Source organism: Pseudomonas sp. Sample_10 (assembly GCF_004321495.1).
Lineage (GTDB): Bacteria > Pseudomonadota > Gammaproteobacteria > Pseudomonadales > Pseudomonadaceae > Aquipseudomonas.
Genome location: NZ_RCOE01000289.1, coordinates 36,274 through 48,420 on the forward strand (window position 1 = coordinate 36,274; position 12,147 = coordinate 48,420).

General features: G+C 60.4%; 11 protein-coding genes and 2 pseudogenes. 6 read left to right on the top strand and 7 right to left on the bottom strand.

Annotation, left to right across the window (positions count from 1 at the left end; all coding sequences use genetic code 11):
* Positions 1-49 precede the first annotated feature (49 nt).
* The 6 genes from D8U18_RS27370 (at position 50) to D8U18_RS27400 (ending at position 5,663) form a co-directional block, all read left to right on the top strand.
* A complete protein-coding gene (locus D8U18_RS27370; protein ID WP_056853763.1) occupies positions 50-1,525 on the top strand; it encodes an ATP-binding protein in 1,476 nt (491 codons plus the stop codon).
* Between the two features lie 585 nt (positions 1,526-2,110).
* A complete protein-coding gene (locus D8U18_RS27380; protein WP_131109131.1) occupies positions 2,111-3,262 on the top strand; it encodes an amine dehydrogenase large subunit in 1,152 nt (383 codons plus the stop codon).
* A gap of 13 nt (positions 3,263-3,275) precedes the next feature.
* A complete protein-coding gene (locus tag D8U18_RS27385) occupies positions 3,276-3,815 on the top strand; it encodes a MauE/DoxX family redox-associated membrane protein (RefSeq protein ID WP_131109133.1) in 540 nt (179 codons plus the stop codon).
* Positions 3,816-3,820: 5 nt separating this feature from the next.
* Positions 3,821-4,447: a methylamine dehydrogenase accessory protein MauD gene (gene mauD / locus D8U18_RS27390; protein ID WP_056853766.1), complete on the top strand. Its 627-nt coding sequence runs from the start codon at positions 3,821-3,823 to the stop codon at positions 4,445-4,447.
* A 19-nt stretch (positions 4,448-4,466) separates the two neighbouring features.
* Complete coding sequence (locus D8U18_RS27395) at positions 4,467-4,988, top strand: methylamine dehydrogenase light chain (protein ID WP_056853767.1); 522 nt, start codon at positions 4,467-4,469, stop codon at positions 4,986-4,988.
* Positions 4,989-5,141: 153 nt separating this feature from the next.
* A complete protein-coding gene (locus tag D8U18_RS27400) occupies positions 5,142-5,663 on the top strand; it encodes a cytochrome C (protein ID WP_131109135.1) in 522 nt (173 codons plus the stop codon).
* Here the strand turns inward: D8U18_RS27400 and D8U18_RS29165 are convergent.
* The 7 genes and pseudogenes from D8U18_RS29165 to D8U18_RS29170 all read right to left on the bottom strand — a co-directional run.
* Positions 5,657-5,764 (bottom strand): annotated as a pseudogene (locus tag D8U18_RS29165) (G/U mismatch-specific DNA glycosylase); the annotation flags it as partial. The gene D8U18_RS27400 and the pseudogene D8U18_RS29165 sit on opposite strands and share 7 nt — an antisense overlap.
* Positions 5,765-5,866: 102 nt before the next feature.
* Positions 5,867-7,540: a BCCT family transporter gene (locus D8U18_RS27410; protein WP_056853769.1), complete on the bottom strand. Its 1,674-nt coding sequence runs from the start codon at positions 7,538-7,540 to the stop codon at positions 5,867-5,869.
* Positions 7,541-7,765: 225 nt separating this feature from the next.
* Positions 7,766-9,013 (bottom strand): MFS transporter, encoded by a 1,248-nt coding sequence (locus D8U18_RS27415; protein ID WP_177434422.1) that lies wholly within the window; start codon positions 9,011-9,013, stop codon positions 7,766-7,768.
* A 27-nt stretch (positions 9,014-9,040) separates the two neighbouring features.
* Complete coding sequence (locus D8U18_RS27420; RefSeq protein WP_131109137.1) at positions 9,041-9,412, bottom strand: ethanolamine utilization protein EutQ; 372 nt, start codon at positions 9,410-9,412, stop codon at positions 9,041-9,043.
* Positions 9,409-10,737, bottom strand: coding sequence for an FAD-dependent oxidoreductase (locus tag D8U18_RS27425; RefSeq protein ID WP_131109140.1), 1,329 nt, complete (start codon positions 10,735-10,737; stop codon positions 9,409-9,411). The genes D8U18_RS27420 and D8U18_RS27425 overlap by 4 nt, the downstream gene beginning before the upstream one ends.
* Before the next feature lie 10 nt (positions 10,738-10,747).
* Positions 10,748-11,992 carry an FAD-dependent oxidoreductase gene (locus D8U18_RS27430; protein WP_236708435.1) on the bottom strand — a complete coding sequence of 415 codons (1,245 nt, stop codon included), beginning with the start codon at positions 11,990-11,992 and terminating at the stop codon, positions 10,748-10,750.
* Positions 11,981-12,145, bottom strand: a pseudogene (locus tag D8U18_RS29170) (rubredoxin); the annotation flags it as partial. The pseudogene D8U18_RS29170 and the gene D8U18_RS27430, both read right to left, overlap by 12 nt.
* Between the last annotated feature and the right edge of the window lie 2 nt (positions 12,146-12,147).

Below are 12,147 nucleotides of genomic sequence, written 5' to 3' on the forward strand. Positions count from 1 at the left end.
CATACTTCCGGCTCCACCGTCGGAACCCTCTGCCGCCAAGGGCTTTGCGATGTATTTGCCAAAACCGAACGACTTCCATGCGCTGATCGAAGCCATGCCGCTGTGCATCATTCTTCACGATGCGCACACCAAGGAAATCCTCTGGGCCAACGCCGCTGCCCTGGCGGCGCTGGGCTTTACCCTGGAGGAGCTGACGCCCCTCAAAGCCCCGGACATGACCCGCGACGCGCCGAAATACCGACGTTCGGTGGGTTTGCGTTGGCTCGAAGGCGCTGCGCGCACCGGTCAACGCGCCATCGAGTGGTGCTATCGCTCCAAGCAAGGGGTGGAGATTCTGTCCGAGGCCGTCGCGACGCTGGTGCACCTGGATGGCCGCGATGTATTGATGGTTCAGTTCCGCGATATCTCCAAAGAAGACAAGGTCAAACGCGACCTCAAGCGCTTTGAAAGTCGACTCAAGGCGTTCATGCAGGACTTGGCCGAAGGTGTGGCGGTGCTCGGCCCGCAGGGCGATATCCGTTTCATCAGCGACTCCGGCGCACACTTGCTCGCCAGCGAAGTGCGCCAACTGATGAGCAAGAATTTTCTGGCATGGTGCGACGACGCTTCACGTCAGCGACTGTTGCAACAACTCGCCAACGAAACGCCGGAACACGCGCCGTTCAGCGTGCATTACAAAGTTCAGCGGCGTGACGGCGAGTGGCGCTGGCATGACGCAACCTGCCGCTACATCGAGATCGAGGACGACCTGGTCGGCCATCTGCTGCTGTTCCGCGATGTCACCGAGCAGGTGCAAGCCGAAGAGGCGCGGCGGGTCAGTGAACAGAAACTCGAATACCTGGCGCGTTACAACGCCATGGGTGAAATGGCCGTGGCCATCGCCCACGAATTGAGCCAACCGCTGGCGGCGACCCGCAATTTCATTGAAGGCACAGTGATTCGCCTGGGCAATACGGGCGACACCGACGAGGGCGTTGCCTGGGGTTTGCAGAATGCCGTGCGGCAGATCGAGCACGCCTCGGTGATCATCAAGAGCGTGCGCGATTACGTGGTCAAGCTTGAGCAGTCCGAAGAGCTGGTCGACCTCAATGAGCTGCTGCGCGAAACCCGCTACTTCATCAGTTTGCGCGCCGATCCGAGTCTGGTCCGGGTCGACGTCGTGACCTCCCCCGAGCCGCTGCGGGTGAGCTGCGAAAAAGTGCTGATCGGCCAGGTGATCCTCAACCTGGCCTTCAACGCCATTGAAGAAATGGCCGATCTACCCATCGAACGGCGGTTGTTGCGCATCCATGCCAGTAGCGACAACGGCGTGGCGCTGGTGCGTATCGAGGACTGTGGACGCGGCATCCAGGCCCAGGCGCAGGAGAAGCTGTTCGATGGCTTTTTCTCGTCCAAGGTCAGCGGCAACGGCATCGGCCTGGCGCTGTGCAAGAACATCATCGGTCGTCATCGTGGCGATATCTGGGCGCAGAACCTGGAACCCTGCGGCGCCGTGTTTACCTTCTCCCTCCCCCTCGCCACATGATCGTTCCCACGCTCCGCCTGGGAACGATCATAAATCCTGTGGCGAGGGAGCTCGCTCCCGTTCGATTGCGCAGCAATCGTAAAACTTTCCATCGCCTGCACCCATTCGGGGGCTGCTTCGCAGCCCAGCGGGAGCAAGCTCCCTCGCCACAGTGACACAGACACAGATACACAAACACTTCACAGGCAGGGCAATTCCCGGGGTTTGTTGATCGTTGTTGATCGTTCCCACGCTCCGCGTGGGAACGCAGCCAGGGACGCTCCGCGTCCCAAAGAGCGAACGCAGAGCGTCCTTTGAGGCGTTCCCACGCAGAGCGTGGGAACGATCATAAATCCTGTGGCGAGGGAGCTCGCTCCCGTTCGATTGCGCAGCAATCGTAAAACCTTCCATCGCCTGCACCAGTTTGGCGGCTGCTTCACAGCCCAGCGGGAGCAAGCGCCCTCGCCACTGTGACACTGGCACAGATACACAAACACTTGGCAGGCAGGGCAATTCCCGGGGTTGGCGGGCGAGGCACTATTGAGTTGTCAGAATCTGCCCACTCACCCGCGATCCGCGTTACCAACAATTCAGGAAGTTCCCCTTATGCGAACAAACAGGATCTCCGTACAGTCAGCGCTAGGCCTGAGCCTGCTTGTACTCGGTTTGAACAGTGCCCGTGCGGACCTGCCCGCCGACACCGGCATCGGCCAGACCACCTTGGCGTTCCCCGCTGAACCGCACCGCGCGTTTGTCGTCGATGTCGAGTTCGAAAGCTTTGTCGCCGGCCGTGTCACCGTGGTCGACCCGGATCAGAAACGCGTGCTGGGCATGGTGCCAACCGGATTCGCCGCGCCTTCGACCCTGAGCCATGACGGCAAGCTGATCTACAGCGCCGACATCTGGTACTCCCGTGGCACCCGTGGCACCCGCACCGACGTGTTGACCGCTTGGGACAGCTCGACCCTGTCGCCGGCCTGGGAAGTGCTGATTCCGAACAAGCGCGCCGAGTCGCTGACCCAGCGCTACGGCCTGAAGACCAGCGGCGATGACCGTTTTGTCTACGTCTACAACTTCACCCCGTCGACCTCGGTGACGGTGGTCGACACCCAGACCAAGGCCGTCGCGACCGAAATCGCAATCCCTGGTTGCGTGCTCAACTACCCGGTCGGCAAGCGCCGCTTCGCCTCACTGTGCGGCGACGGCAGCCTGCAAGTGGTGACGATCAACGACCAGGGCCAGGAAACAGCGCGCAACCGCACGCCATTCTTCGATCCGAATGCCGAGAAACTGGTAGAGCGTGCGGTCAACGTCGGTGACACCTACTACTTCACCACCACGACTGGCACCGTGCGCGCCGTGGACTTCTCCGGTGACACGCCGAAAATCCTGCCGAGCTGGTCGCTGACCACCGACGAGGAAAAGAAAGCCGGCTGGGCACCGGGTGGCTGGCAGCTGATGGCCGTCGCGCCGAAGCTGAACCGCTTGTACGTGCTGATGCACGACGCCCACGAACCGATGAAGTGGGAAGACCCGAGCACTTTCATCTGGGCCTATGACCTCAAGACCCTGAAGAAAATCGCCACCCTGGAAGCCCCGACACCGGTGTGGAGCATGCAGGCAACCGGTGACGACAAGCCGCTATTGCTGGGCACCGACGTTGAAGGTGGCTTGCAGATTTTCGATCTCAAGACCAACAAGCACACCGGCAGCATGGCAAAAGTCGCGAAGACCGCGACTCAGATCATGAGCTACTGAACGAGGTTCGGCCATGCAATCAGATCCGATCTTCATCATTGCCAGCGCACTCGCCATTTCGGCGCTGCTGGCCAGTGCAGCGACCCACAAGCTGCGGGCACCAGCGCGCTACGCCAAACAGCTGGCGGACTATCAATTGCTGCCAGCGGCGCTGGTACGCCCGAGCGCACGGTTGATTCCGCTGCTGGAACTGGCCATCGCTTTCGCGCTGCTGGTCCCGTTCAGCCGGGGCTGGGCGGCGTTCAGTGCGGCCAGCCTGCTGGCGCTGTACGCCGCCGCTATCGGCATCAACCTGTGGCGCGGCCGCCGCGACATCGACTGCGGTTGTGCCGGGCCAGACCAGGCGCAACCGTTGCGTCCGGCCCTGCTGCTGCGCAACAGCGTGCTGGTGGCGCTGGCGCTGTTGGCCAGTGTGGCGCCGGTGGTGCGCGACATGACTGTGTTCGATGGTTTCGTGACGGTGGCTGCCGCCGCTGTCGCACTGCTCATCTACGCCGCGGCCGATGGCCTGCTGGCGAACTCCCCTCTTCTGCTCAAATTGATTGGTAGGTAATCAAAATGGAAGGCTTGATAGTTTCCAACGTTCTGCTCTGGGTGTTGCTGGTGGCCGTGGCGTTTGTCGTCATGGGCCTGGTCCGTCAGATCGGTGTACTGCACGGTCGCCTGGCCCCGGCCGGCGCGCTGATGGTCGACAAAGGCGTGGCCGTCAACGAAGCCGCACCGCAAATCACCGCCGCCGACCGTAAGGGTCGCCCGGTGAACTTCGGCTACGCCGGGGAAAAATCACAACTGCTGTTCTTCCTCTCGCCGACCTGCCCGATCTGCAAATCCTTGCTGCCGGCGATCAAATCCATCGCCAGGGAAAAGGCCGGCACCCTCGACGTGGTGTTCGTCAGCGACGGCGACATGGACGCCCAGCAAGCACTGATCCGCGAGCACAAACTGGAAGACGCCACCTACGTGGTCGGTCCGGAAGTGGGCATGACCTATCAGATCGGCAAGCTGCCATACGCCGCGCTGATCGACCAGTCCGGCACCCTGCGCGCCAAGGGCTTGGTCAATTCCCGCGAGCACCTGGACAGCCTGTTCGAGGTTGAACACTTGAAACACGCGACGCTGCAGCAGTACCTCAATGCTCAGCCCCACGACCACGCGCATGACCACAGCCACGGCCATAGCCACTGATTAAGGCAGGGAGACCTTCATGAAACTGCTGGATCTGTTGTTCGAGCGCTCGACGCGCCGTGTTGCCGACACCACCTCACGCCGCAAATTGCTGGCGCGCATGGGCTCGCTGATGGTGGCCGGTGCCGCCCTGCCCCTGCTGTTGCCACTGGATCGCACCAGCAAGGCGCTGGCCGCCACTGACCCGAAAGCCGGCGACCCTGGTGACCCGAACAGCTGCGATTACTGGCGTTACTGCTCCATCGACGGCTTCCTGTGCAGCTGCTGCGGTGGTTCGGTGACGTCCTGCCCACCGGGCACCGAAGCCTCGCAAGTGACCTGGATCGGCACCTGCCGCAACCCGGCCGATGGCAAGGACTACATCATTTCGTACAACGACTGCTGCGGTAAGCAAAGCTGCGCCCAGTGCGCCTGCACCCGTAACGACAGTGAGGAACCGGCCTACCGCCCGTTCAACAACAACGACGTGAACTGGTGCCTGGCCGCCAAATCGCACATCTATCACTGCACCGTTTCGATCATTCGCGGCGTCGCCGTTTAAGCACGCAATTTCCGCCGATTGCCCGTGCAATCGGCATTCTTTGCGTGTGTTTTTTCGTAGGCGCCAGGCTTGCCGGCGAAGGCGTTCTCATGGACGCCTTCGCCGGCAAGCCTGGCGCCTACAGGTTCGGTTTTCTCCTGTAGGGAAGATGTCATGCGTAAGTTGCTCATCCTTAGCCTGGCCTGCCTCATGACCACCCCGATCGTCCATGCCCGGGCCATTCCCAATCCCAACCAGCGCCACGCACCGGGCAACGAAGAACTGCAAAAACCCATCGCCGAAGCCAATTACAGCGTCGGCGTGAACTATCAATTGCAATGCGCCGGCTGCCATCTGGGCGACGGCAGCGGTTCCGCCGCCAACGACACACCACGGATGAAGGGCTTTGTCGGCAACTTCCTGAAAGTCCCCGGTGGCCGCGAATTCCTGGTACGTGTGCCAGGCATGTCGCAATCGGCGTTGAACAACGCGCAATTGGCCGACTTGCTCAACTGGCTGATGCGTGAAGACGGCATGGCCGGCAACAGCGTGCCGAAGGATTACCAGCCCTACAGCGCCGAAGAAGTCGCGACTTTGCGGGCCAAGACCATGCTCAACCTGCCTGGCACCCGTGGTGAACTGATCAAGGCCATGCGAGCGCAGGGCATCGCGATTGATGACGGGATGAATTACTGAGTCGGCTCGAACGCAACCTGCCTCAGTTGTCGGTACGCCTCGACCAATTGCCCGAGGCTGAACGCCAGGTTTCGCCCGCCGGGATTGGGCAAGACCCACAAAATCCTTGCGCATGAATCGCGCTTTTCGACAGGAGACAAAAACCGAAACCGTCAGCCTGAGCAGACGGTTTCGGTTTTTTCGGCAGCTGCGACCCAGCAGGTTTATGCGGCAGTCAACGGTACACTCGACGGTGCGTCGCGACGCTCGGCCTGATCAACCGCCTGGCCTGGAACGCGATCCACCGCTGGCGTCCACGCCGGCACGCTCGGCATTTCCTTACGCAGGCTGTGAATCAGCGTGTACGACATCACCAGCAGCAACATCGCAATCGGTAAACCGGCGGCGATACTCGCCATCTGAATCGCTTTCAGCCCACCCGCCAGCAGCAGGCCCGCAGCAATCGCCCCTTCCAGAATGCACCAGAGCAACCTGATCCAGTTCGGCGGGTTGGTGCTGCCCAAGGCACACAAGGTGCACAACACTTGGGTTCCGGCATCGGCCGTGGTGACGAAGTGCACACCCAGCAACACGCACACCAGTATCGACAGAACGGCGCCAACAGTAGGGCCATCCAGTGACTGGACCAGCGTGAACATCGCCGCCGTGGTTTCTTTCTTGGTCGCGAGCAGCACTGTGCCGCCTTCGAACTTCGGTTGTTCCTGACCCACCACCTGGCTGGCAACGGATGCCTGATAAGCCTGGCGATCCTGTTGTTCGTTTTTCAGCGCTGCGCCACCGAACACCGACATCCACAAAATGGTCACCATGGTCGGCACCACCAGGGCGCCGATCACCAGTTCACGAATGGTCCGGCCTTTGGAAATTCGCGCAATGAACAGACCGACAAATGGGCCCCAGGTCATCCACCACGGCCAGTAGAACGCCGTCCACCAGTTTTGCCATTCGCTGTCTTTCTGCGTGTCCATCCAGAAACTCAGGCCAACAATGTTCTGTACATAGTCGCCGGTGGATTCAAACATCAAGTTGAGAATGTAACGGGTCGGACCAATGGCAAGTACTGCCAGCATCAAAATGAATGACAAGTACATATTAAGTGTAGAGATTCGCTTCATGCCTTTGGACAATCCGGCCAGTAGCGAAATGCACGCAACAATACTCACGAACAGAATAATGGATAACTGCAAACCAACACTTACCGGAATACCGAATACCTGATGCAGGCCGGTATTGATCTGTACAACGCCCAGTCCGAGTGATTGCGAAACACCGAAGGCCGTAATAACGACGCCCATGATATCGACCACATGACCGATCCATCCGTAGATGCGGTCGCCAATCAGCGGATACAGCAGCGAACGAAGCGCCAGCGGCAAACCTTTACGGTAGGCGAAATACGCCAGGCTCAAGCCGATCATGGAGAAGATCGCCCATGGGTGCAGGCCCCAGTGGAACAGCGTGATGCGCATCGCCAGGGTGGCCGACTCGTCCGTCAAACCCTTGGAAAACGGGTTGTCGGCGTAATGCAGCATGGGTTCGGCGACGGACCAGAAGATCAAACCGATGCCCATTCCCGCACTGAACAGCATGGCGATCCATGACGCGAAACTGAACTCGGGCCGGTCGTGTTCAGCGCCCAGTTTGAGATTGCCGAAACGGCTGACGGAGATGTACAGCAGCAAACCGAGTACGCCACTGATCAAGGCGAGGTAATACCACTTGAAGTTATGCAGGATAAATATCGAAGCCATTTCGAAGGCTTTGGCAGCCTGCTCATCCTTGAATGCACAAAATAGAACAAACGAAATCACCGCCAATATCGAAGCGACGGTCACATTCGGGTTCAAGCCTTTTAACATGCCTGATTGCGCACGCATTGTTTTCCCCTTTTGTTTTTGTTTAAGGGTTTTAGAGAGTATTCCGCAACATAGCTATCGCCTGATATCTGACGTCAGCACGCTGTTTATCTGCAGATTTAATCCGGTCTAACTCGGTTTTGGCAGCATCGCCAAGATGATTGAAACCTGACCTTCGTTCAAACCATTTTTAGTCACCGACTCATGAGAAAAACGCATCAATAAAACCGCTCCTCCTTCCTCCATTCAGCGCCGATCCGTGCACTCACTTACGGGGTCAGCCAAAGACACCAGGTTAGAGCTGGCAATGCCGTTGGGTGTCGATGGGTGTTGAAGCGGCGCGTCCTGTTGCAGGTGCTTGCCCGTGACTTTCGCCTGGCCCACGCACAGTGCGAGCAGCGCGGCACTGCCGGCATAGAAAAAGTAAAAACTTGAAGTGCCGAAGCATTCCATCAACACGCCTGCAATCAGCGGTCCGAAACAGGCGCCGACGCCAAAGGTGATCAACAGCATGCCCGACAGTGAAACGCGCAACTGCGGTTCCATGTTGTCGTTGGCCAACGCTACACCGAGCGGATACAGGCAGAATTGCAAAAAGCCGATCGCCGAACCGAACCACAGCAGTGTCACGAACGAAGGCGCTTGATTGAAGCCCAGCGGCAGGCAGACGAGCACCAGCAAAACTGCCACCGCACGAATCAGACTCGCACGGGGCAATCGATCCGAGAGCCAGCCCAAAGGCAACTGAGCCAGCAAGCCCGCGCCGATGGTCAACGCCATGAACTGGCCGACCTGCGCCGTTTCCAGTCCCTGTTTGCTCGCATAGATCGCGGCCAGCCCGTAGAAGCTGCCGTTGATCATGCCGGACACCAGAATCGTCATCAGAGACTGCGGAATACGCCGCACGAACACCCGCAGGTCGATCGAGGCAGCGGGCACCGCCGTGGGATGTGCACTGCGAGTAAGTGCCACCGGCACCGAGCACAGCGCAAATACCATCGCCACACCCAGCAGAGCGCGGATGCCCAGCCCCTCGTCGAGACTCAAGGCCAGTTGGCCGAGCATCATCCCGACGTAACTGGCGACCATGTACAGCGCCAGCACACTGCCGCGCTGCTCGGTGCGCGCCTGATCGTTGAGCCAGCTTTCCAGCACCATCAATTGGCACATCATGGCCAGTCCGACCAACCCGCGCAGCACCAGCCAGAACGCCAGGGACGTGCTGAACTCATGGGCCAATACCGCCGCTGCAATCAGCCCGGCGCACGCCGCATAGGTTCGAATATGCCCGACCTGTGCGATCAAGCTGCGTCCGACCCAGCCGCCCAACACCATGCCCAACGCATTGGCGGCCATCAACGCACCACCTGCGGTTTCGCTCGCCCCCAAGGCATTCAGGCGCAGCGCCAGATAGGTCATCAGCAAGGTCGATCCCAACTGCATCAGCAAGCTGGCCAGATACAGCGCACCGAAAGTTTTTGTCAGTCTTATCACCGTGCCGGTCCCCGGATAATTTACAACTCAAGCCAAGCCGTGAAGTTGCTTCCAGTTGCCGGGATGCACCACATACCCGAACAAGGCATGCCCGCCGTACACCAGTTCGGTGCCTTCGGGTATCCATAGCAATTGCCCGGGCGTGACTTGAAACAGCTCGTTGCCGACGCGCAATTCGAAGCAACCCTCGATGACGAAAATCACTTCGTCGTAGAGCACCGTCCAGGCGACCTGCGCGCCTTCCCAGCGGGCGAAGCCCACGCCGATGTTCGGCGAGACTTCGTTGCTGATGGCCCGCGCCACATAAGCGGCGCCGGGCGGACCACCACGGAAGGTGAAGTCCAGGTCGTGATGGTCGATGCGCAGCACCGGACCTTTGCCTTTGGCCAATTGGCTCATAGCTCGCTCCGGCTGTTCCAGGCCGCCAGATGAATGCGCGAGCGAACGCCCAGGCCAAGGAACGGTTCTGGCGGGTTGAGCGACGGCATGCCGGTCACCGCCCGAATATCGTTCAACTGTGCCGAGTCGGCACCCACCGCGAGATCGGCGAGCATCGTTCCGGAGATGGTGCCCCACGCGGCACCGACACCGTTGTCGCAGGCTGACGCATGAACACCCGGCTCCAGCTCACCGAAGAAGTTGGTGAAGTTGCGCGAGATCGCATAGACGCCACCCCAGGTATGGCTGAACGGCACGTCGGCCAGTTGCGGGAAGCGCGCCAGGAATGCCTTGCGGTGCGCATCACGGACTTTCGAACGCATGCCATCGCTGGTGCTGCGTCCGTACTTGGGCACGTGCTTGTAGGTGTTGCGGATGATCAACCGACGATCCTGGGTCATGCGCACCGTCGTGCCGGCGTGATCGGCCGGGGTCAGCCCCCAGTCCAGCTGGCCGCCATAAATGGCCAGCTCTGCATCGGTCAGCGGTCGGGTCCAGCTGGCGAAGGTCATCACCGGCAGCAGACGATTGCGCAGATAACCGAACTCCTGTGTGAAGATGCTGGTGCCCAGGAGCAATTGCGGCGTGCGAATCAGCCCCGCCGTGCCGTGCAAAATCCAGCCGCCACGACCGTCACGTTCCAGACGCTGGATGGGCGACTCTTCGAGCAGCTCGACATTGCCCGGCAACGAGCGAGCCAGCCCCGTCACCAGCGCCGCCGGTTGCATCAGATAGCAGCCGGGCGTGTAGATCGCGCCACTGTAATGGCCAGTGCCCAGGACCTTTGCCAATTCGGCGGAATCGGCTCTGCGGAACGGCTCTCCGAGGTCTCTCATCAAGCGTTCGAAGTGATCGAGATAAGCCAGGCCACGTGCACCGACGGCGCCCTGATACTTGCCGGCATGGGACCATTGGCAATCGATGCCATGGTTTTGCACCAGGCCTTGCAACTGTGAAATAGCGGCGCGGTTGAGCGACAGCAAACGCTGTTTGTGCGCAGGGTCCGGATGCTCCAGGGCAAACTTGTGCGGCAAGTCGATGACAAAACCGGAGTTGCGCCCCGAGGCACCCTGGGCGACCCGTTGCGCATCCACCAGCAGAATACGCGCCTGGGGATGATGCTCGGCCAAGCGACGGGCGGCGGCAAGGCCGGCGAAGCCCGCGCCAATCACCGCGTAATCCGCACGCTGTTCGCCCGACAGACGCTTGCACGCCGGTTGCTCGGGCAATGCTGAATACCAGCCGCAGCTCGTGTCATCGAATGGCAGGTTGATGATGTTTTTCATGATTCGGGCCTCAGGCTACAGCCTGCTGAGAATGCTGACAGGACTGCAGCAATGCGCTGCGTTGCGTTTGCGCTTGGCGACCGAGCAGGACAAAGCCATTGAGCTTGCCCGCCGCGTCGTAGAACCCGGCACTCAAGCCATCTTCGGTCGGCGTGCAGCGCCACTCACCTTCGCTGGCGATGGCAGGCGCCAACAGGCACAGCGGTGCGGCCGGCGTTTTCACCGTCACCGGCATCAACGGGTAGTCGACAGCCGTGGATTGCCCGAGCAATGTCTTGCTCAACGCCTGAATGCCCTGATTGATCGGTGCCAGGTACGGCAGCAGTTGCCCATCGATCTCGATGCAGTCGCCCAAGGCGTAGATGCCCGGTGCAGAAGTTTGCAACTGAGCATTCACCTGAATACCTCGTCCAACCGCCAGACCGGCACTCTCTGCCAGGCTCAGGTCAGGACGCAGGCCAACCGCCGACAACACCAGATCCGCCTCGAGGGTTTGGCCATTGGCGAGTTGCAGGCGATAACCTTGAGGCGTGGATTCAATGGCCTCCAAGGTGTTTTGCAGATGCCATTTCACCCCCAGATCACTCAAAGCGTTTTGCAGCACCTGCCCGGCCTCGGCCGGCAACAGACGCTCCATCGGCCAACGCCCCAGACCGATGACATCAACGCTGAAACCGTTGTGGGCCAGGTCATTGGCAAACTCGCAACCAATCAACCCATCCCCCAGGATCGCGACACGGCGCACACCGGTCAGGCGCTCACGAAAGCCGTGGTAATCCTGCAAATTATTGACGCTGATCAGCGCTGAGCTATCGCCCTGGATCGGCAAGCGAATCGGTTGCGCACCGCTGGCAAGCACCAACTGGCCGTAAGCCATTTCACCGAAGCTGGTGCGCAAGCGTCGTGTCGAACTGTCGATGCCCAGCACCTTGCAGTGCGGGTACACGCGGATGTTCAAACGCTGTTCGATGGCCAGCGGCGATTCGCCGGACAACGCCTCGGCGCTTTTGCCCTGGGACAAACCGATCGACAGTGCCGGTTTCGAGTACAGGTGCCCGGACTCTTGCGTCAGCACGCGGATCTCAACCTTGGGATCTGCCTTGCGCAGCGCCTGGGCCAGGCCGTAACCGGCATAGCCGCTGCCGATGATGACGATCGGCTGGCGCGTTACCGCAGCCACCACAGGCGTCGCCACCGCTGGTGGCGGTGCGCTGACAGCGGTGACCGCCTGCGTGTGTTCACTGATATCGAGCATCTCGAAGTCTGCCTTGCCGACGTGGCATTCGGGGCAGACCCAATCCTGGGGAACATCCTCCCAGCGCGTGCCGGCAAGGATGCCATCTTCCGGCCAGCCCAGCGCCTCGTCGTAGATCAGACCGCAAACGATACAAAGCCAAGTCTTGAACATGC

What these genes read in the sequence shown, in the direction of transcription:
- D8U18_RS27370 (WP_056853763.1), top strand. Translation starts at nt 50, where the DNA reads ATGTATTTGCCAAAACCGAACGACTTCCATGCGCTGATCGAAGCCATG.
- D8U18_RS27380 (WP_131109131.1), top strand. Translation starts at nt 2,111, where the DNA reads ATGCGAACAAACAGGATCTCCGTACAGTCAGCGCTAGGCCTGAGCCTG.
- D8U18_RS27385 (WP_131109133.1), top strand. Translation starts at nt 3,276, where the DNA reads ATGCAATCAGATCCGATCTTCATCATTGCCAGCGCACTCGCCATTTCG.
- mauD (WP_056853766.1), top strand. Translation starts at nt 3,821, where the DNA reads ATGGAAGGCTTGATAGTTTCCAACGTTCTGCTCTGGGTGTTGCTGGTG.
- D8U18_RS27395 (WP_056853767.1), top strand. Translation starts at nt 4,467, where the DNA reads ATGAAACTGCTGGATCTGTTGTTCGAGCGCTCGACGCGCCGTGTTGCC.
- D8U18_RS27400 (WP_131109135.1), top strand. Translation starts at nt 5,142, where the DNA reads ATGCGTAAGTTGCTCATCCTTAGCCTGGCCTGCCTCATGACCACCCCG.
- D8U18_RS27410 (WP_056853769.1), bottom strand. Translation starts at nt 7,540, where the DNA reads ATGCGTGCGCAATCAGGCATGTTAAAAGGCTTGAACCCGAATGTGACC.
- D8U18_RS27420 (WP_131109137.1), bottom strand. Translation starts at nt 9,412, where the DNA reads ATGAGCCAATTGGCCAAAGGCAAAGGTCCGGTGCTGCGCATCGACCAT.
- D8U18_RS27425 (WP_131109140.1), bottom strand. Translation starts at nt 10,737, where the DNA reads ATGAAAAACATCATCAACCTGCCATTCGATGACACGAGCTGCGGCTGG.
- D8U18_RS27430 (WP_236708435.1), bottom strand. Translation starts at nt 11,992, where the DNA reads ATGCTCGATATCAGTGAACACACGCAGGCGGTCACCGCTGTCAGCGCA.